Below are 20,426 nucleotides of genomic sequence, written 5' to 3'. Positions count from 1 at the left end.
CGTCTCCTCCGCGGTGCGTCTCGAGGTCAGGGGTCGGTCGCGCCGGCGGCGGCGCCGGGCGCGAGGGCGGGCGCGGGCGCGCGCCGCAGCGTCGCCACCAGCTGGGCCAGGATCTCCACCGCGAGCTCCGCGGGCGCCTCGCCGCCGAGGTCGAGCCCCACCGGCCCGTGCAGGCGCGCCAGCTCGGCCTCGCCGAGCCCCTCCTCGCGGAGGCGGCTGCGGATGGCGGCCTGCGTGCGCCGGCTCCCCAGCGCGCCGACGTAGAACGCCGGCGACCGGAGCGCCGCGGCGAGCGCCGGGTCGTCGAGCTTGCGGTCGTGACTCAGCGTCACCACGGCGGTGCGCGCGTCGAGCCCGATCCGGGCGAGCGCCTCCTCCGGCCAGGCGCGCTCGACGGGGACGCCGGGGAACCGCGCCTCGGTGGCGTACACCGGGCGCGGGTCCACCAGCCGGACCTCGTACCCCGCCACCTCCGCCATCCGCGCGAGCGGCTGCGCGAGGTGCACCGCCCCGACGATCACCAGGCGCACGGGCGCCTCGAGCACCAGGCGGAACGTCTCGCCCCCGCCGAGCTCGAGCACCCGCTCCACCCGCTCGCGCGCCCGGAGCGCGCCGGCGTCGCGCGCCAGCGCGTCGGCGCGGGCCGGCTCCACGAACACGCGCACCCGCCCGCCGCAGGGGAGCCCCACCTCCCAGGCGCGCTCCGCGGTCACGCCGTACTCGAGCGTGCGGGGCGCCCCGGTGCGCAGCACCTCCAGCGCCTCCTGCGCCACCGCCGACTCCACGCAGCCGCCGGACACCGAGCCCGCCAGCTCCCCCCGCTCGCTCACCGCGAGCTGGCTGCCCGGCGGGCGCGGCGACGAGCCCCAGGTCGCGACCACGGTCGCGAGCGCCACGCGTCGGCCCGCCGCGCTCCACCCCGCCGCGCGCTCCAGGATCTCGCGATCCGTCACCGCGTGCCTCCGTCGCCGAGCCGTGCGCGCAGGCGCTCCAGGTCGGCGGGCCCGTCCACGTCGGCGAGCGCGCCGGGCGGCGCGTCCACCGCCTCCACCTGCGCCCGGTAGCGCCGCAGCAGCGCTCGGCCGATCCCGTCCCCCGCCCCGCCCGCGGCCAGCTCGGCGAACCGCGCGCGAGCGTAGAGCACCGGCGGCGCGAGCGCGTCGCCATATCGGGTCGCGACCAGCGGCGCGGCGGTGGACCGGTGGCGCTCCACCAGCGCGCGGATCGCGGCGGCGTCCACCAGCGGCATGTCCGCGAGGAGCACCACCGCGCCCGCCGCCGGGGCGGGCACCGCGGCCAGGCCGGCCGCGAGCGACGCGTTCATCCCGCGCGACGGCAGGGCGGGATCCGCGACGATGCTGCAGGGGAGGCCGTCGAGCTCGGCCCGGGCGCGCGCCGCGGCGTCGCCCAGCACCACCACCACCGTCCCCACCGCCGCGTCCACGGCGGCCCGCACGGCGCGCCGGAGCAGCGACACGCCCCCGAGCTCGAGCAGCAGCTTGCTGCGGCCCATCCGCGACGAGCCGCCGGCCGCGAGCACGATGGGCGCGAACATGGCCGGAACCTTAACCCGGCCGGCCCGCGCCCGCCGTGACGGCGACGCGCGCGCGCGCACCGCGGCGCGCCCCTTCCGGGAACGCGCCGCGGGCGCGAGACGCCCGCCCCGCGGGGCCGCGGGGCGGGCGGACGGCTACCGGCCGCCGAAGTAGACGCTGAGGCCCACGCCGACGTTCAGGCCGGAGATGTCCCAGTCGCGGTTCACGTCGTCCTCGAGGTACAGCGCCTGGTACCCGAGCCCGGCGTCGATCGAGAGGTACGAGACCGGGAAGAAGCTCAGCCCCGCGCCGACGCCCCAGCCGAACCCGTCCATGTCGAGGTCGTCCTGCGAGCCCCGCGCGAACACGAGGTTGCCGTTGAGCTTGAGCGAGAGCTGCTGGGCCAGGCTCACGTTGAAGCCGATCGCCGGGCCGAAGGTGGTGGTGCTGGACTCGGTCTTGTCGAGGCCGTAGGTGGTCTCGACGTTCTGGTGCCCGAGGACGAGGCCGATGCCGAGGTTCGGCGCGATGTAGACGAGTCCCGAGCCGTGGACGGTCCAGATGTCCTGGTCGAAGTCGTTCGGATCGCCGTCCACCTCGGTCGAGGTGGACGAGAACCCGAGCTGCGTCGAGCCGGAGAGCTCGAGCGTGCCCGGCGACAGGTTGCGGGCCTGCGCGGCGAAGGGGGCCAGCGCGAGGGCCGCGAGGACGGAGATGAGCATCCGCTTCATGTGTGTTCGCTCCGTGGGTGGTGAGGGGCGGCGCGCGGCGGCCCGGCTGCCGCGGCGCCCGTGGCGCGCCGGCGAGCGCCGGCGCACGGACGTTCAACCCGCCTTCGCGCGCCGTGTCAACCGGGGATCGCACCGGAAGGTGGGAGCCGGGCCGACACGAACTGCCGAGCCTGCGCGGGCCCGGCGATGCGGCGCGCCGCCGCAACCCGTCGCGCCGCCCTCCTTCCTCCGCCCCCGACAGCACCCGGAGACGCCGTTCACCCGGCGCGCGACCATGGCACGAGCCGGCGGGCGAGGAGCTCGCGCCGCCCGCCGGCCGGGGGACTCATGTCACACGCGACTCGCAGGCTCGCCTGCGCCCTGCTGGCGACCGCGCTGGCCGCCGGGCCGGGGCCGGCGGAGGCGACGGCGCTCACCATCCTGAGCGTCAACGACACGCACTCCAACCTCGACGCCGCCGGGCCGAAGGACGCCAGCCTGGACGGCACCGTCGGCGGGCTCGTGAAGGCGTCCGCCGTGATCGCCCGGCTGCGGGCGGAGGAGCCGAACACGGTCTTCCTCCACGCGGGCGACCTGTTCATGGGCGACCTCTACTTCAACGCCACCTTCGGCTCGGTGGAGCTGCAGCTGCTCGGCCTGCTCGGGCTCGACGCCATGGCCGTGGGCAACCACGAGCTCTGGTTCCCCGGCTGCGTGCTCGCGGGCTCGTACCTCGCGGCCGGCGGCTCGTTCCCGCTGCTCGCCGCGAACGCGACGCCCTTCGAGTGCGCCGGGATGGTCGCGCCGCACGCGCTGCTCGGCGTGGGCGACCTGAAGGTCGCGGTGGTCGGCCTGACGACGCCGTTCGACCTGCCGTCGCAGGCGAACGCCGCCTTCACGGGAGGTGACGACCCGCCGCTCGGCATGCTCGCGGCGGCGCAGGCCGCGGTGGCGGCCGCGCGGACCGTGGACGAGGACGGCGACGGCGTCCCGGACGCGCAGGCCGTGATCGTGCTCTCGCACCTGGGCCAGCTCCTGGACGAGGCCATCGCCGCGAACGTGATCGGGGTGGACGCGGTGGTGGGCGGCCACGACCACTACGAGCTCGCCGAGCTCGTCCCCGGCGCGAGCGGCCGGCCGGTGCCGGTCGTGCACGCCGGGGCGTACTACCGGAAGGTCGGCCGCGTGCGGCTCGACGTCGAGCCGACCGGCGTCTCTGCCGTCTCCGTCGACCTCGTGCCGGTGGACCGGACCGTCGCGCGGCCGGCGCCCTCGCCGACCTCCGTGCCCGGCGCCGTCGCGCTCGCGGTGGCGCAGCTGCAGGCGGCGATCCCGGTGATCTTCGCGCCGTTCTTCCCGCCGCCGTTCGAGGACCCGTTCCACACGCCCATCGCGTACGCGGCCGGGAACGTCACGAACGCGATCCGCTTCGACAAGCCGAAGCGCGACACCGGGACCGGGAACCTGATCACCGACGCGCTGCGCCTCCGCAGGCCGGGCACCGACCTCGCCTTCACCGTGGCGGGCCAGACGCCGCAGGGCATCGCGGAGGGGCCGGTGGTGCAGGAGGACCTGTTCCGGATGGTGGGGGTCTCCTTCGATCCGGTCACGTACTTCGGGACGCGCATCGCGATCGGGCGCATCCGCGGCGACGTGCTGCTGACCGCGCTGGAGCTCGCCATCGGCATCTCGACCGCGGACGACGACTACGTCCCGCAGCTCTCCGGGGCGCGCCTGGTCTACGACTCCAGCCTGGCCGCGCCGCCCCGGATCCGGTCGCTCGAGGTCGGCGGCGTCCCGGTGGCCCCGGCGGCGACGTACTCCATCGCCATGAACGCGTTCGTCTACCAGCTGCTCCCGTCCCTCGGGATCGAGCTCGTCCCCGGCACGGGCCAGGTGCTCGACGACTTCGAGTTCCTGGCGCTGCGCGACCACGTGGTCGCGCTCGGCACGTTCGAGTCCTCGGGCGAGAACCGGGTCCGCGACCTCGCCGCGCGCGGCCCGAACCGCTGACCCGCCGGCCGCGGACCCCGGGGCGCCGCCTCGCCCCGGGGCCGCGACGAGGGACTTGACCCGCCCGCGGCCCCGCGAGAGACAACCTCGACGCCATTCGGCGCGGAGGTCGTCCATGTCGGCACTCGTCGCGAGCGCGCTCGCACAGCTCGTCCTGCTCTCCAGCCCGCCCGCGGCCCCCGCGCGCGCGGAGGTCCCCGTGAACAACCCGCTGCTCGCCCCCTGGGCGGGCCCGCACGGCGGCGTCCCGCCGTTCGACGTCGCGCGCGTCGAGCAGCTCGCCCCGGCCATCGAGGCCGGCATGGCCGCGAAGCTCGCCGCGGTCGAGGCGATCGCCGCCGACCCGGCCGCGCCCACCTTCGACAACACGCTCGCCGCGATGGAGCGCTCCGGCCGGGCGCTCGACCGGGCCATGACCGTGTTCGGCGTGTTCTCCAGCGCGATGAGCACGCCGGAGTTCCAGGCCGTCGAGCGCGACCTGGCGCCGAAGCTGGCCGCCTTCGACGACCGCATCACCCAGGACGAGAAGCTGTTCGCGCGGATCGCGGCGGTCTACGACGCGCGCGACACGTCCTGCAAGACGCCCGAGCAGAAGCGGCTCGCGTGGCTCTACTACACGACGTTCGTCCGCGCCGGCGCGAAGCTCGATCCGGCCGCGAAGCAGCGCGTGGCCGCCGTCAACGAGCGGCTCGCCACGCTGTACACGAAGTTCTCGCAGGACGTGCTCGCCGACGAGTCCGGGTACACCCTGGTCCTCGAGGACGAGGCGGCGCTGGCGGGCCTCCCGGCGAGCGTGCGCGCCGGGATGGCGGCCGCGGCGGCGACCCGCGGCAAGCCCGGCAAGTGGGCGGTGCTCAACACGCGCTCCAGCGTCGAGCCCTTCCTCGCCTACTCGGAGCGCCGCGACCTGCGCGAGCGGGTCTGGCGCGACTTCACCAGCCGCGGCGACCACGGCGACGCGCACGACACCAAGGCGGCCATCACCGAGATCCTGAAGCTCCGCGCCGAGCGCGCGAAGCTGCTCGGCTACCCGACGCACGCGCACTGGCGGCTCGAGGACTCCATGGCGAAGACGCCCGAGCGCGCCATGGCGCTGATGGAGGCGGTGTGGCCGGCGGCGGTGGCGCGCGTCCGCGAGGAGGTCGCCGACATGCAGGCGGTGGCCGACCGCGAGGGCGCGGGCATCACCATCGAGCCCTGGGACTACCGCTTCTACGCGGAGAAGGTGCGCAAGGCGAAGTACGACCTCGACGAGAACGAGGTGAAGCCCTACCTGCAGCTCGAGAAGCTGCGCGAGGCGATGTTCTGGGTGGCGGGCCGGCTGTTCGACCTGCACTTCACGCCGGCGAAGGGCGTGCCCGTGTACCACCCCGACGTGCGCGTCTGGGAGGTGAAGGACGGCAAGGGCCGCCACGTGGGCCGCTGGTACTTCGACCCGTACGCGCGCGACGGGAAGCGCTCGGGCGCGTGGATGAACGCGTACCGCGCGCAGGAGCGGTTCGACGGCGAGATCCCGACCATCGTCTCGAACAACGCGAACTTCGTGAAGGGGAAGCCGGGCGAGCCGGTGCTGGTGAGCTGGACCGACGCCCAGACCCTGTTCCACGAGTTCGGGCACGCCGTCCACGGCCTGGCCTCGAGCGTCGTCTACCCGTCGCTCTCCGGCACCGCGGTGGCGCGCGACTACGTGGAGTTCCCCTCGCAGCTCCTGGAGCGCTGGCTCGAGACGCCGGAGGTGCTGGACCGCTTCGCGCGCCACGTGAAGACCGGCAAGCCGCTGCCGCGCGCGCTGGTGGCGAAGATCCAGAAGGCGTCCACCTTCAACCAGGGCTTCGCGACCGTGGAGTACCTCTCGGCCGCGCTGGTGGACCTGAGGATGCATCTCGCCGGCCCGGCCGAGATCGACCCGGCCGCGTTCGAGCAGGAGACGCTCGGCGCGCTCGGCATGCCGCGCGAGGTGGTGATGCGCCACCGCCCGCCGCACTTCCTCCACGTGTTCTCCGGCGACGGCTACTCCGCCGGCTACTACAGCTACCTCTGGGCCGACACGCTCAGCACCGACGCCTGGGAGGCGTTCACCGAGGCGAAGGGCCCGTACGACCGGGCCGTCGCGGCCCGCCTGCGCGAGCACGTGTTCTCCGCCGGGAACACGGTGGATCCCGCCGACGCGTACCGCGCGTTCCGCGGGCGCGACCCCGGGATCGGCGCGCTCATGCGCAAGCGCGGGTTCCCGGTGCCGCCGGCGCAGCCCGCCGCCGGGCCGCGGTAGCCGCCTCCGGCGCGCGATCCGCGATCCTCCTCCCGGGATCGCGGATCGCGCCGGCTACGGCCCGGGCGCGGCCGGGCGCGCCGGGAGGACCAGCTCCGCGGCGGTCCCGCCGTCGGGCCGGGGCGCGAGCGAGACCTCGCCGCCGTGCTGGCGGGCGATGGCGCGCGCCACGGTGAGGCCCAGGCCGGACCCCTTGGCCTTGCTGGTCACGCCGGGCTCGAACACGGCGTCGCCGAGCGACGGGTCCACGCCGGCGCCGCGGTCCAGCACGCGCACGCGCGCACCCCCGCCGGCGGCGGGCGCGACCTCGAGCACCACCTCCCCGCCCGGCGGGCTCGCGTCCAGCGCGTTCTGCACCAGGTTGATGAGCACCTGCTTCAGCTTGCGGCGATCCGCGTGCACGGCCACGCCGTCGCCGTCGGCGGACAGCGCCAGGCCGCGCTCGGAGGCGACGCCCTCGTGCAGCGCCGCGACCTCCTGGCAGAGCGCGCCGAGATCGCACGGCGCGAGCGAGAGCGGCACGAGCGGGCGCGAGAAGTTGAGGAAGTCCTCCAGCACCGCCTGCATCCGGTCCACCTCGTGCCGGAGGACCTCCAGCCGCTCGGCGCCCTTGCCGTCCGGCAGCTGCTGGCGCAGCAGCGCCGCGAGCGCCTTCACGCTGGCGAGCGGGTTCTTCAGCTCGTGGGCGATCTCGCCGGACAGCTCGACCAGCTCGGCGGCGCGCTCCTGGTGCGCGCGCAGGGCGTCCTCCTGCGCGGCGAGCTGGCGCCGGAGGACGGCCTGGTACGCGTGGCGCAGCCCGTTCCCGAGGGCGTGGACGCCGGCCAGCATGAGGCAGAGCAGGGCCGCGTCGGCCCACAGGTAGGCGGTCCCCGCGCCGACGCGCGCGCCGCCGCCGAACGCCGCCAGGTTGAGATCGGGGATGGCGCCGCTCGCCCCCAGCGCCGCCAGGGTCAGCACGCCCGAGAGCTGCATGGCGGGGACGAGCCAGCGCACCGGCCCCTCCACCAGCATCGCCGGGATCACCGCCAGCATCAGCGCGGCGGGCAGGAACGGGCTGTCGATGCCGCCCGTCGCGAAGGAGACCACCAGCTGCCCGAACGTCGCGAGCAGCACGTTGCGGTTCACCGACCGCTGCCCCGCCCCGCCCGCCCGGAACGCGAGCAGCTCCCGGACGAAGAAGGTCGACACCGCCACCAGCGCGCCGAGCAGCACCGCGCGGCGCCAGGGCGACGGGTCGATCCACACCACCCAGCCGACCAGCAGCAGCACCGGCAGCAGCACCCACACCCGGAACGTGAGCAGCCGCCCGAACAGCCTCGAGAACTCCTCCCGCTGGATCCGCTCGGGCAGCGGCGGGCCCGAGCCCGCCCGCCGCCGCGCCGTGATCGCCGCCGCGCGCATGGCCGCCCCGGCGCTACAGGTCCCGCCCCAGCGCGCGCCCGAGCGCGAGCCGCGCCTGCGCGAGCCGCGCGCGCGCGTCGGCCAGGCCGATCTCGGCCAGGTACTGGCGGTCGTTCGCGTCGATCACGTCGAGGCTCGACGCGATCCCCGCCTCGAACGAGCGGCGCGCCGAGGCGGCCGTCTCGCCGGCGAGCTGGGACTGCGTCTGCGCGAGCCGGAGCCGCTCGCGCGCGACGCGCAGGTCGCGGCGCCCGTCCTCCACCTCCTGGCGCACCGCCAGCCGCTGCGCCTCGGCGCCCGCGCGCGCGCCGGTGACCTGGGCCTCCGCCTGGCGCCGCTTCCCGTACCGGAAGCCGCCGTCGTAGAGCTGCCAGGTGAGGTCGAGCGTGACGCGCCAGCCGTCCTTCTCGCCGGTGACGTAGGGCGTGTCCGCGGCGAACGCCGCGCCGGAGGCGGAGAGCTGCGGCACGAGCCGCGCCCACGCCGAGCGGACGCCCGCCTCGGCCGCCGCGACCTGCGCGTCCTGGGCCGCGATCTCGGGCCGGCGCTCGAGCGCCTCGCCGGCCAGCGCCTCCGCGGGCACGTCCAGCTCCGGCGCGGGCGCGGCGGCGCCGTCCGGCACCACCACCCGCACCGGCTCCTTCCGCCCGAGCAGGATCCCGAGCGCGAGCCGCGCCCGCTCCAGGTTCGCGCGCGCCGCCACGAGATCGCCCTCGCGCTTCACCTGCTCGGTGCGCGACTTCAGCACGTCGAGCGGCGCGGCGGTCCCTGCCGCCACCCGGCGCTCCGCGCTCCGCACCAGCTCGGCCGCGCTCTCGACGGCGCGCTCCGACGCGGCCACCACCTCCTCCGCCGAGGCGGCGCCGTGCGCCGCCTGCGCGAACCCGGTGCGGAGCGTGCGCCGGGTCGCCTCGGCCCCCAGCTCCGCGGAGCGCGCCGCGTCGCGCGCGGCCGCGAGGTCGAACCAGGCGGTGGGGACCACCAGCGGGACGCGCGCGGTCGCGGTCACGCTCAGCGACTCGTCCGGCTGGATGACGCGCTCGGGCCCGCCCGGCAGCGCCAGCGTGACGCCCTCGCTGTTCTTCAAGTAGGTGCCCTGGGCCGAGAGCGTCGGCAGGAGCGCGGCCGCGGACTGGCGGACCAGCGCGCCCGCCTCGCCGGCGCGGCTGCGCGCCTGCACCAGGGTCAGGCTCTGCGCGTCCAGCTCGCGGAGCGCGGCCTCGAGCGTCAGCTCGGGGGCGGCGTCCGGCGGGGCCGCCGGCGTCGCCGCCGGGGCGGTGGCCGGCACGGACAGGAGGAGCGCGAGGAGGATCGACGTGTTCACGGTGCGTTCTCCGGCGCGGCGCGGGGGTGGCGCCGCCGGGCGCGGAGGAGAGCAAGGACGGTGCCGGCGCGGGGAACCGCTGCGCGGCTGAGGTTTCGGCGCGCGGCCCGGGCGGCCGCGTTCGGATTCCCTTACGCCGCGTCGGTTCTCCTACGCCGGAGGGCCGACGCGCGGGGCGCAACGCCGCGTCCAGGCGGCTTGCGGGCGCCCGCCGCGGCGCGGCACGCGTCTTGCGAAGGGACCGGGCGCAGCCCGCGGAATCCACCGCGGAGGGAGCAGACATGAGACGAGTCGTCGCGGTCCTGGTGGTGCTCACCCTCGTGCTGGGCAGCCTCATCGGCTATCGCCTGTGGAGCCAGGCGCGCGCCCTGTCGGCGCCGTCGGGCGGGTCGGGCGAGGTGGAGGGGACCGTGGTCGAGCTCTCGTCGCGCGTGGGCGCGCGCGTCCTGGAGCTGAAGGTGCGCGAGGGCCAGTCGGTGAAGGCGGGCGAGCTGCTGGTGCGCCTCGACTGCGCCGACCCGCAGGCGGCGCTCGCCGAGGCCGAGGCCCGCCTGGCGGCGGCGCGGGCGCAGGCGTCCGCGGCCATGGCCCAGGTGAAGGCCTCGGAGCGATCGCGGGTGGCGGCGCGCGCCGCGGAGGAGGCGGCGCGGGCGCAGGCCGCCGCGGTGGCCGCCCAGGCGGAGGCGGCGGAGCGCCAGGCGCGCCGGCTCGCGAACCTCCCGCAGGACGTGGCGGCCTCGAACATCGACCTGACCCAGGCGAGCGCCGCGCAGCTGTCGCAGCAGACGCTCGCGGCGCGCGCGCAGGCGTCCGCCAGCGCCGAGCAGGCGCGGGCCGCCGCGGTGACCACCGGCGCCACCGCCTCGCAGGCGCAGGCGGCGCTGGCGCAGGTGCGCGCGGCCGAGGCGGCGGTGGAGCGCGCCCGGATCCTGGCCGGCGAGTGCGAGCTCCGCGCGCCGCGCGACGCCGAGGTGCAGACGCTGCCGCACGAGGCCGGCGAGCTGGTGCCGCCCGGCGCGGTGCTGGCGCGCCTGGTGGACCTGTCCGAGGTGACCGCCACCTTCTACCTGCCGAACGCCGAGATCGGCGCGGTGAAGCCGGGGCAGAAGGCGGAGGTGGTGGCGGACGCGTGGCCGGGCGAGCGGTTCCAGGCGACGGTGCGCACGGTCTCGCTGGAGGCCGAGTTCACCCCCAGGAACATCCAGACCCGCACCGACCGCGACCGCCTGGTCTACCCGGTGGAGGTGGTGGTGGTGAACCGGGACGCGAAGCTCCGGGCCGGCATGCCGGTGCAGGTGACGCTGCTCGGGACGGGCCGCTGAGGCGCGCGCCATGACGCACGAGCCCTCCCCCTCCCCCGGCGCCGGGCCCGCGGTGATCGCGCGCGCGATGGTCCGGCGCTTCGGCGCCACCGCCGCGCTCGACGGCCTGTCGTTCGAGCTCGCGCGCGGCGAGCTGCTGGGCCTGGTCGGCCCGGACGGCGCCGGGAAGACCACCGCCATCCGCGCGCTGGCCGGCCTGCTCGCGCTCGACGGCGGGGAGGCGCAGGTGCTGGGGGCGGACCCGCTCTCCGGCGCGAACCGCGAGCGGCTCGGGCTCATGCCGCAGCAGTACTCGCTCTACCGCGACCTCACCGTGGAGGAGAACCTGCACTTCTTCGCGCGGCTGTACGTGCTGCCGCGCGCGGTGTACCGGGAGCGCAAGGAGCGCCTCCTCGCCATCACCCGCCTCGACCGCTTCACCGACCGCCGCGCCGACGCGCTCTCCGGCGGCATGTACAAGAAGCTCGCGCTCGCCTGCGCGCTGCTCCACCAGCCCGAGGTGCTGCTCCTCGACGAGCCGACCAACGGCGTGGACCCGGTCTCGCGCCGCGAGCTGTGGGCGCTGCTCCACGAGTTCGTGCACGGCGGCATGACCGTCCTGGTGTCCACCCCGTACATGGACGAGGCCGAGCGCTGCAGCCGCGTCGCCCTGGTGCACCGCGGGCGCGCCCTGCTCGACGGCGAGCCGGGCGCGCTCATCGCCCGGTTCGAGGACGAGGCGTACGAGGTCCACGGCGGCGACCGCGAGCGGCTCGACGCGGCGCTGGCGGCGCACCCGGCGGTGCTGGCCGCCTCGCCCGCGGGCGCGCGCCTGCGGGTGGTGATCGCGCGCGGGGCGCGCGACGAGGTGGCGCGGGCCGTCGCGCCGCTCGGCGCCGGGCTGGAGCCGACCCACCCCGACTTCGAGGACCTGTTCCTGGCCCGCATCCGGGAGGCCGCGTGACCCCGGCCACGGCCACGGCCGCGCCGACCGTCGAGGCGCGCGAGCTGACGCGCCGCTTCGGCGCGTTCCTGGCGGTGGACCGCGTCAGCTTCGAGGTCGAGCGCGGCGAGATCTTCGGCTACCTGGGCGCGAACGGCGCGGGGAAGTCCACCACCATCCGCATGCTCACCGGGCTGCTCGCGCCCACGTCCGGCGCCGGCCGCGTGGCCGGCCACGACCTCGCCACCGAGCCGGAGGGGGTGAAGGCCTCCATCGGCTACATGTCGCAGAAGTTCTCGCTCTACCTCGACCTGCCGGTGCGCGAGAACCTGATCTTCTTCGGCGGCGCGTACGGGCTGTGGGGCAAGGCGCTGGAGCGGCGCGCCGACGAGGTGCTGGCGCTCGCCGACCTGGGCGACGCGGGCGACGCCATCACCGGCGACCTGCCCGGCGGCGTCCGGCAGCGCCTGGCGCTCGCGTCCGCCATCCTCCAGCGGCCGCAGGTGCTGTTCCTGGACGAGCCCACCGCCGGCGTCGATCCCGTCGCCCGCAGGACGTTCTGGCGCGTGATCCGCGATCTCGCGCGCGAGGGGACCACCGTGTTCGTCACCACCCACTACCTCGACGAGGCCGAGTACTGCCGCCGCATCGGCCTCATGGTGGACGGCAAGCTGGTGGCGCTGGACACCCCGGCCGGCCTCAAGGCGCGGTGGGTGCCGGAGCGGCTGCTCGTGGCGCGCGGCCGGGACCTGGCGCGCGCGGTCGAGCGGGCGCGGGACCTCCCCGGCGTGAAGAACGTGATGCGCTTCGGCGCGGCGCTGCACCTGCGCGTCGAGCCGGGCGCGCTCTCCGAGCAGGACGCGGCGGCCGCGCTGCGGGCCGGCGGCGCCTCGGAGGTCGTGGTGGAGGCCGCCGAGCCGACGCTCGAGGACGTGTTCCTGGCGGTGGTCGGCGCCGGCGGGCGCGGCGAGGAGGGCTCGCCGTGACCGGGTCGAGGGAGCGGGTGCGCCGGTCGCTGGTGCGCATCGGCGCCATGGCGCAGAAGGAGACCATCCACGTCCTGCGCGACCCGCGCACGCTGTACCTGGCGCTGGTCATGCCGGTGGTGATGCTGTTCCTGTTCGGCTACGGCGTGACCACCGACCTGGAGCGGATCCCGCTGGCGGTCGCCGACGCCGACCGGAGCGAGGCCTCTCGCGCGCTGGTCCGGACGCTCACCGAGAGCGGCGAGCTGGCGCTCGCGGGCGAGGTCGCGCCCGCCGACGCGGACCGGCTGTTCCGGCGGGGCCACGCCGCCGCCGTGCTGGTGATCCCGGAGGACTACGAGGAGCGGCTGGCCCGGCGCGAGCCGGTGGAGCTGCAGCTGCTCGCCGACGCCTCGGACGTCAGCTCGGCGAACCAGCTCCTCTCCAAGGCCGACGCGCTGGTGCGCGCCGAGTCCCGCCGGCTCTCCGCCGCGGCGCTGGCGCCCGCGGCGCCGCCGCTCTCGGTGAAGGTCCGGACGCTCTACAACCCCGCCGCGCGCTCGGCCCTGTTCCTCGTGCCCGGCCTGGCCGCGTACATCCTCGCGATCACCGCCATCCTGCTCACCACGCTCACGGTGGCCGGCGAGTGGGAGCGCGGCTCGATGGAGCAGCTCTTCGCCTCGCCGGTGGGCCGGCTGGAGATCGTGCTCGGGAAGCTCCTGCCGTACCTGGTGCTGGCCATGCTCGAGCTGCTGCTCGTCATCGCGTTCGGGGCGGCGGTGTTCGACGTGCCGGTCATGGGCAAGCCGCCGCTCCTCATCGCCATGGGGTTCTTCTTCGTGGTGGGCATGCTGGGCCAGGGGCTGCTCGTGTCGGTGGTCACCAAGAACCAGCTCCTCGCCACGCAGGTGGGGCTCATCTCCGCGCTGCTGCCCTCGCTGCTCCTCTCCGGCATGGTGTTCCCCATCGAGAACATGCCCCTGCCGCTGCAGCTCCTCTCCCGCGTGATCCCGGCCCGCTACATGGTGCACGCGCTCCGCGAGATCCTGCTGAAGGGCAACGGCCTCGACGTGCTCTGGCCGGACCTGCTCGCGGTGGTGGTGTTCGCGCTGCTGGTGATCGCGCTCTCCACCGCCCGCTTCAAGCGGAGGCTCGCGTGACCGCCCCTCGCCCCCGGCCCTCGGCCCGCGTGCAGTTCCTGGCGGTGTTCCGCAAGGAGGTCCGCCAGACCGCGCGCGACAAGCGCATGATGGCGGTGCTGGTGGTCGCGCCGCTGCTGCAGACGGTGGTGTTCGGGTTCGCGGCCAACTTCGACGTGGACCGGGTGCGCACCGTGGTGCTGGACCGCGACCGCACCGACGTCTCGCGCGAGCACGCGCGCCGGCTGCTCGCCGACGGGACGCTGATCCGCGCCGGCGACACCGCCTCCGCGATCGAGGCCGAGCGGCGGGTGCACCGCGGCGAGGCCGCCGCGGCGGTGATGTTCCCGGAGCGGCTCGCCGCCGACCTCGCCGCCGGCCGCCCGGCCGAGGTGCAGGTGCTCATCGACGGCGCCGACCCGAACCGCTCCACCGTCGCGGCCGACGCGGTGGCGCGCTACTTCGCCGGCGAGGGGGAGCGCCTGGCGCGGGAGGCGCTCGCGGCGCGCGGCGCCACGGCGCCCGGCCAGCTCGCGCTGGTGCCGCGGCTCTTCTACAACCCCGGCCTCGACTCGCCGCCCTACATGGTCCCGGGCATCGCCGCGCTGCTGCTGGTGGTGGTGACCACCATCGTGAGCGCGATGGGGCTCGCGCGCGAGCGCGAGATGGGCACGCTGGAGCAGGTGCTGGTCACGCCCATCCGCCCGGCGGTGCTGCTCGCCGGCAAGATCGCGCCGTACGTGATCATCGGCTTCCTCAACCTGGCGCTGCTGGTCGGGGCCGCCACCGCCATCTTCGGCGTGCCCATCCGCGGGCCGCTCCCGGTGCTGGCGCTCGGCACCCTGCTCTACCTGCTCACCACGCTCGGGGTCGGCCTGTTCATCTCGACCATCTCGAAGAACCAGCAGCAGTCCTTCCTGGGCGGCTTCCTGTTCCTCGTCCCGGCGCTGCTGCTCTCCGGCGTCATGACGCCGGTGGCGGCGATGCCCGCCTGGCTGCGGGCCATCACCTTCGTGAACCCGGTGCGCCACTTCGCCACCGTGATGCGCGGCTCGCTGCTGCGGGGCGCGGGGCTCGTCGACCTGGCGGTCCCCCTCACGGCCCTCGCCGTGATCGGCTCGACCATCTTCGTCCTGTCCGCGCTCCGCTTCCGCAAGACCCTGGGCTAGCCGGGCAGGAGGGCCCGGCCTACCGCGCGGGGTGCGACCCGACTTCCGCTGACCGCCGCGGCGGCGGGGCGCAGTATGAGCACCGGCGGCGCGCCATGTCCGAGCGGATCCTCGTCCTCAACGCCGGGTCGTCCTCGATCAAGTTCGCGCTCTTCGCCGGGCGGGCGGACGGCGCGCTCGCCGCCGAGCTGCGGGGCAAGGTGGAGCGGCTGGGCGGCGAGGGCGAGCCGCACCTGCTGGCGCGCGGCCCGGGCGGCGAGCTGGCCGCCGAGCGCACCTGGCCGGCGAGCGCGCACGTCGACCACGCGTCGGCGCTGCGGGCCGTGCTCGAGCTCGTGAACGGCGCGCTCGGGGGGCGCAGGCTCGCGGGCGTGGGGCACCGGGTGGTGCACGGCGGCACCGTGTTCGACGGGCCGGCGCGGGTGACCGACGAGGTGCTCGCCCGGCTGCAGACGTTCGTCCCGCTCGCGCCGCTCCACCAGCCGCACAACCTCTCGCCCATCCGCGCCGTGCGCGAGCTGCTGCCGGACGTGCCGCAGGTGGCGTGCTTCGACACCGCGTTCCACCGCACCGCGCCGCCGCTGTACCAGCGGTTCGCCATCCCCGAGGCGCTGCACGAGGCGGGCCTGCGCCGGTACGGGTTCCACGGGCTCTCCTACCAGCACGTGGCCGAGGCGCTCCCGGCGCTCGACCCCGCGGCCGCCTCCGGGCGCGCCGTGGCGCTGCACCTCGGGAACGGCGCGAGCCTGTGCGCGCTGCAGGCGGGGCGCAGCCTCGGCGCCACCATGGGCTTCAGCGTGCTGGACGGCCTGGTGATGGGCACGCGCTGCGGCGCGATCGACCCGGGCGCGCTGCTGTGGCTCTCCGCCGAGCGCGGGCTGCGGGCGCGGGAGATCGAGGCGCTGCTCTACGACCGCTCAGGCCTGCTCGGCGTGTCCGGCCTCTCCGCCGACATGCGCACGCTGCTCGCCTCGCCCGACCCGCGCGCCCGGCTGGCGGTGGACCTGTTCGTGTACCGGATCCGCCGCGAGGTGGGCGCCGCCGCGGCCGCGCTGGGCGGGCTCGACGCGCTCGTGTTCACCGGCGGCATCGGCGAGAACGCGCCGGGGATCCGCGCGCGCGTCTGCCGCGACGCCGCCTGGCTGGGCGTGGAGCTCGATCCGGACGCGAACGCGGCCGGCGGCCCGCGCGTCTCGGCCGCCGGCAGCCGTGCCTCGGCCTGGGTGGTCCGGGCCGACGAGGAGCTGACCATCGCGCGCCAGGCCCGGGCGCTGCTCGAGCGCGCGCCGCCGCGCGACAGGGAGGGTAGCCACGTGACCTCGAACCCCGCCGTCCCGGCGGGCGCCGCCGCGCTGTCCGCGTACGGCCCCGCCCGCGCCACCGTCTCCGAGCGGCCGCTCGCGCCCGAGGAGGTCCGGCGCATCGACGCGTTCTGGCGCGCCTGCAACTACCTCGCGGCCGGCATGATCTACCTGCGCGACAACCCGCTGCTCCGCGAGCCGCTGCGGCCCGAGCACGTGAAGCACCGGCTGCTCGGCCACTGGGGCGCGAGCCCGGCGCTGTCGTTCGCGTACGCGCACCTGAACCGGCTCATCCGGCTGCGCGGCACCGAGCTCCTCTTCATGGCCGGACCCGGCCACGGCGCGCCCGGCGTCCTCGGCCCGGTCTACCTCGAGGGCACCTACTCCGAGGTCTACCCGGACCGCAGCCTGGACGAGGAGGGGCTGCGCCGGTTCTTCCGCCAGTTCTCGTTCCCCGGCGGCGTCGGGAGCCACTGCACGCCCGAGACCCCGGGCTCCATCCACGAGGGCGGCGAGCTGGGGTACGTGCTCTCGCACGCCTGCGGCGCCGCGTTCGACAACCCGGACCTGATCGTGGCCGCGGTGGTGGGCGACGGCGAGGCCGAGACCGGGCCGCTCGCGACCTCCTGGCACGTGAGCAAGTTCCTGAACCCGATCCGCGACGGCGCGGTGCTGCCGATCCTGTCGCTGAACGGCTACAAGATCGACAACCCCACCCTGCTCGCCCGCATCGGCCACGACGAGCTGGACGCGCTGCTGCGCGGCGCCGGCTGGACGCCGTTCTTCGTGGAGGGCTCCGAGCCGGAGTCGATGCACCAGGCCATGGCCGCCACGCTCGACCGGTGCGTCGAGCTGATCCGGGGCGCCCAGCTCGAGGCGCGCCGCACCGGGAACGCCGCGCGCCCGCGCTGGCCCGCCATCGTGCTCCGCACGCCGAAGGGCTGGACCGCGCCGGCGGAGCTGGACGGCCACCGGCTGGAGGGCTCGTGGCGCGCGCACCAGGTCCCCATCCCGCGCGTGAAGGACGACCCGGCGCGCCTGGCGCTGCTCGAGCGCTGGCTGCGCAGCTACCGGCCGGAGGAGCTGTTCGACGCGTCCGGCGCGCCGGTGCCGCTGGTGCGGGAGGCCGCGCCGCGGGGCGAGCGCCGCATGGGCGCGAGCCCGCACGCGAACGGCGGGGTGCTGAAGAAGGCGCTCCTGCTCCCCGACTTCCGCGGGTACGCGGTGCCGGTGCCCGCGCCGGGCGAGTCGCGGGCCGAGAACACGCGCCCGCTGGGCGCGTTCCTGCGCGACGTGATGCGGCAGAACCCGACCCGCTTCCGGCTGTTCGGGCCGGACGAGACCAGCTCCAACCGGCTCGACGCGGTCTACGAGGCCTCGCGGAAGCTGTGGCTCGCCGAGCGCTTCCCCGAGGACGAGGACGGCGGGCGGCTCGCGCCGGACGGGCGCGTGGTGGAGATGCTCTCGGAGCACACGCTGGAGGGGATGCTGGAGGGCTACCTCCTCACCGGCCGCCACGGCCTGCTCTCCACCTACGAGGCGTTCGTCCACATCATCGACTCGATGTTCAACCAGCACGCGAAGTGGCTCTCCATCTGCAACCAGCTCTCCTGGCGCGAGGAGATCGCCTCCCTGAACCTGCTCGTCACCTCCACCGTCTGGCGGCAGGACCACAACGGCTTCACCCACCAGGACCCGGGCTTCCTGGACGTGGTGGTGAACAAGAGCGCCGCGGTGACCCGCATCTACCTGCCGCCCGACGCGAACTGCCTGCTCTCGGTGGCCGACCACTGCCTGCGCAGCGAGGACTACGTGAACGTGATCGTGGCCGACAAGCAGGCGCACCTGCAGTACCTGCCCATGGACGCGGCCGTCACCCACTGCGCCAAGGGGATCGGGATCTGGGACTGGGCCAGCAGCGACGAGGGCGCCGAGCCCGACGTGGTGATGGCCTGCGCCGGCGACGTCGCCACGCTGGAGGCGCTGGCCGCCACCGCGCTGCTGCGCGAGGCGTTCCCGGACCTCGAGCTGCGCTTCGTCAACGTGGTGGACCTGTTCACGCTGCAGCCGGACACCGAGCACCCGCACGGCCTCTCCGACCGCGACTTCGACTCGCTGTTCACCACCGACCGGCCCATCATCTTCAACTTCCACGGCTACCCCTGGCTCATCCACCGGCTCGCCTACCGCCGCCGCAACCACCCGAACCTGCACGTGCGCGGCTACAAGGAGAAGGGCAGCATCGACACGCCGCTCGAGCTCGCCATCGACAACCAGATCGACCGGTTCAGCCTGGCCATGGACGTCATCGACCGCGTGCCGCGCCTCCGCGCCACCGGCGCGCACGCCAAGGAGCGGCTGCGCAACCGGCAGCTCGCGGCGCGCATGTACGCGCACGAGCACGGCGTGGACGCGCCGGAGGACGCGGGCTGGACCTGGCCCGGCGGGCGCCTGGCGCCCCGCTAGCCGCTCGCCGCGTCCACCTCGGAGCCCTCGGGCGCCGGGACCTCGTCCGCGGCGGCCTCGGCCGCGCGCCGCGGCCAGAGCACGAGCGCGCCGAGGACGCCGGCGAGCAGCGACGCCGCGAAGATGGCGATCTTGGCGGCGCGGAAGTCGGCCGGGTCCGGGAAGGCCTGGCCGGCGATGAACAGCGACATGGTGAACCCGATGCCGGCGAGCGCCCCGGCGCCGGCGAGCTGCCGCCACGCGTAGGACGCCGGCTTCACCGCCAGCCCGGCGCGCACCGCCAGCCGCGCCGCCACCACCATGCCGAGCGGCTTCCCGGCCACCAGGCCGAGCACGATGGCCGCCACCAGCCGCCCGCGCCCGTCCAGCGCGCCCGGCACCCAGGCCACGCCCGCGTTCGCGAGCGCGAACACCGGCAGCACCGCGTAGCTCGCCCACGGGTCGAGGGTCCGGAGCAGCTTGCTCGCGGGCGACTCGATGCGATCGTGGATGGCGTCGAGCGCGCGCAGCGCCGGCTCGGAGGGCCCGTGGCGCAGCACGCCCTCGCGCGCCCGGCGCAGCTCCGCCTCGAGCACCGCCTGCGCCTGCCCCGTGAGCGCGCGGAGGTCGGGCGGCGGCCGGGTCGGCGTCACCACCGCCAGGATCACCCCGGCGAGCGTGGGGTGCAGCCCCGCCGCGTGGAGGCAGGCCCACAGCAGCACGCCGAGCGCGGCGTAGGGCGGCGCCGCCGAGATCGACGCGCGGTTCAGCCCGGCGAGCAGCGCGGTCACCGCCGCCGCCGCGAGCAGCCACGGCACGGAGACCGCGCCGGAGTAGAACAGCGCCACCACCGCGATCGCGACCAGGTCGTCCACGATCACCGCCGCGGTGAGGAACACCCGGAGGTCCACCGGCACGCGATCGCCGAGCAGCACCAGGATCGCGACCGCGAAGGCGGTGTCGGTCGAGATGGTCGTGCCCCACCCCGCCGCGAGCGGGCCGGCCGGGACCACGAGCAGGTACAGCGCGGCGGGCGCGGCCATCCCGCCGATCGCCGCCGCCATGGGCAGGGCGGCGGCGCGCCAGCGCGCCAGGCGGCCCACGGTCAGCTCGCGCTTGATCTCGAGCCCCACCACCAGGAAGAAGAGCGTGAGCAGGCCGTCGTTCACCCATTGCACCAGCGGCAGCGCGAACGCGTGGCCGCCCAGCGACAGCCCGAGCGGCGCCTGCCACCCGGCGGTGAACGCGGCGCCCGCCGGCGAGCTCGCGATGGCGACCGCGAGCGCGGTCGCGGCCAGCAGCAGCAGGCCGGTGGAGGGCGCCCAGCGCGCGAAGTCCACCGTCGCCGCGTGCAGCCGGTGGCCGAGCGAGCCGAGCAGCGCCTCCGTGAGCGAGCTCGCGTCCCACGGCCCCTCGTAGCGGCGGCCGCCGATGAAGAACGTCGGCGTGAGGTGGACGCCGCTCCGGCGCGCGCTCTCCACGTCCTCGCGCACCCGCGCCGCCGCCGCCTCCCACGGGCCGGCGCCGCCCTCGCGCGGCGGCAGCCCCAGCTCGCGCGCGATCGCGTCCAGCTCGCCGGGGGCGAACGACGGCCCCCGGCGCATGAGCAGGTCGTGCGCCTGCCAGAAGCGATCGCCGGCGAGCCCGGCCGCCTCGGCCAGCTCGGCCGCCGGCCGGGCCGCCTCGGCGCGGATGGGGCGCTGGCGGAACACGTAGCGGAGGCGAGCCCCCAGGCGGTCGCGCAGCTCGGCGACGACCTCATGGGCGGCGTGGCAGTGCGGGCACGCGTAGCTGCCGTACTCGACCAGCGTCAGGTCCGCGCCGGGGTCGCCGAGCACGTGGTCCCGCGCCGGGTCCACCGGCCGATCGAGCCGCACCGGCAGGGGAGCGGACGCGCTCATCGGGCGG

At 76.0% G+C, this 20,426-nt stretch carries 14 protein-coding genes; 8 read left to right on the top strand and 6 right to left on the bottom strand.

Annotated features, from left to right (window positions below):
* Window positions 1-26: 26 nt before the first annotated feature.
* From PSR1_RS04680 to PSR1_RS04670, 3 genes are all read right to left on the bottom strand, one after another.
* Window positions 27-953, bottom strand: coding sequence for an XdhC family protein (locus PSR1_RS04680; RefSeq protein ID WP_059436471.1), 927 nt, complete (start codon window positions 951-953; stop codon window positions 27-29).
* The gene (locus PSR1_RS04675; protein ID WP_059436470.1) at window positions 950-1,555 is read right to left on the bottom strand and encodes an NTP transferase domain-containing protein; all 606 of its coding nucleotides are present in this window, start codon (window positions 1,553-1,555) and stop codon (window positions 950-952) included. The genes PSR1_RS04680 and PSR1_RS04675 overlap by 4 nt, the downstream gene beginning before the upstream one ends.
* A gap of 135 nt (window positions 1,556-1,690) precedes the next feature.
* Entirely contained in the window at window positions 1,691-2,266 is a 576-nt protein-coding gene (locus PSR1_RS04670; RefSeq protein WP_059436469.1) for an outer membrane beta-barrel protein, read from the bottom strand.
* 327 nt (window positions 2,267-2,593) lie between these two features.
* Between PSR1_RS04670 and PSR1_RS04665 the strand changes: the two genes are divergently transcribed.
* Together PSR1_RS04665 and PSR1_RS04660 are read left to right on the top strand one after the other, a co-directional pair.
* Window positions 2,594-4,258: a bifunctional UDP-sugar hydrolase/5'-nucleotidase gene (locus tag PSR1_RS04665; protein WP_059436468.1), complete on the top strand. Its 1,665-nt coding sequence runs from the start codon at window positions 2,594-2,596 to the stop codon at window positions 4,256-4,258.
* Window positions 4,259-4,373: 115 nt separating this feature from the next.
* The gene (locus PSR1_RS04660) at window positions 4,374-6,527 is read left to right on the top strand and encodes a M3 family metallopeptidase (RefSeq protein WP_059436467.1); all 2,154 of its coding nucleotides are present in this window, start codon (window positions 4,374-4,376) and stop codon (window positions 6,525-6,527) included.
* A gap of 54 nt (window positions 6,528-6,581) precedes the next feature.
* Here PSR1_RS04660 and PSR1_RS04655 read toward each other — a convergent pair whose 3' ends face one another.
* Complete coding sequence (locus PSR1_RS04655) at window positions 6,582-7,931, bottom strand: PAS domain-containing sensor histidine kinase (protein WP_059436466.1); 1,350 nt, start codon at window positions 7,929-7,931, stop codon at window positions 6,582-6,584.
* Window positions 7,932-7,944: 13 nt separating this feature from the next.
* Entirely contained in the window at window positions 7,945-9,255 is a 1,311-nt protein-coding gene (locus PSR1_RS04650; protein WP_059436465.1) for a TolC family protein, read from the bottom strand.
* A gap of 281 nt (window positions 9,256-9,536) precedes the next feature.
* Between PSR1_RS04650 and PSR1_RS04645 the strand changes: the two genes are divergently transcribed.
* The 6 genes from PSR1_RS04645 to PSR1_RS04620 all read left to right on the top strand — a co-directional run bounded on the left by PSR1_RS04645 (window position 9,537) and on the right by PSR1_RS04620 (window position 18,539).
* Entirely contained in the window at window positions 9,537-10,577 is a 1,041-nt protein-coding gene (locus PSR1_RS04645) for an HlyD family secretion protein (protein WP_059436464.1), read from the top strand.
* Between the two features lie 10 nt (window positions 10,578-10,587).
* The gene (locus PSR1_RS04640; RefSeq protein WP_059436463.1) at window positions 10,588-11,520 is read left to right on the top strand and encodes an ABC transporter ATP-binding protein; all 933 of its coding nucleotides are present in this window, start codon (window positions 10,588-10,590) and stop codon (window positions 11,518-11,520) included.
* On the top strand, window positions 11,517-12,485 hold the full coding sequence (locus PSR1_RS04635; protein WP_059436462.1) for an ABC transporter ATP-binding protein: 969 nt from the start codon (window positions 11,517-11,519) through the stop codon (window positions 12,483-12,485). Before PSR1_RS04640 ends, PSR1_RS04635 begins: the two co-directional genes overlap by 4 nt.
* Entirely contained in the window at window positions 12,482-13,624 is a 1,143-nt protein-coding gene (locus tag PSR1_RS04630; RefSeq protein WP_059436461.1) for an ABC transporter permease, read from the top strand. Before PSR1_RS04635 ends, PSR1_RS04630 begins: the two co-directional genes overlap by 4 nt.
* Window positions 13,621-14,772, top strand: a complete 1,152-nt coding sequence (locus tag PSR1_RS04625; protein WP_059436460.1) for an ABC transporter permease — start codon at window positions 13,621-13,623, stop codon at window positions 14,770-14,772. Before PSR1_RS04630 ends, PSR1_RS04625 begins: the two co-directional genes overlap by 4 nt.
* 95 nt (window positions 14,773-14,867) lie before the next feature.
* Window positions 14,868-18,539: a phosphoketolase gene (locus PSR1_RS04620; RefSeq protein WP_082100137.1), complete on the top strand. Its 3,672-nt coding sequence runs from the start codon at window positions 14,868-14,870 to the stop codon at window positions 18,537-18,539.
* On the opposite strand, the gene nhaA is transcribed toward PSR1_RS04620, so the two are convergent.
* Window positions 18,536-20,419, bottom strand: a complete 1,884-nt coding sequence (gene nhaA, locus PSR1_RS04615) for a Na+/H+ antiporter NhaA (protein ID WP_059436459.1) — start codon at window positions 20,417-20,419, stop codon at window positions 18,536-18,538. The two genes, PSR1_RS04620 and nhaA, sit on opposite strands and share 4 nt — an antisense overlap.
* Window positions 20,420-20,426 lie beyond the last annotated feature (7 nt).

Source organism: Anaeromyxobacter sp. PSR-1, from assembly GCF_000964525.1.
Lineage (GTDB): Bacteria > Myxococcota > Myxococcia > Myxococcales > Anaeromyxobacteraceae > Anaeromyxobacter.
The sequence above is the reverse complement of the archived record's forward strand: the minus strand, read 5'-3'. Positions and strand labels throughout refer to the sequence as shown.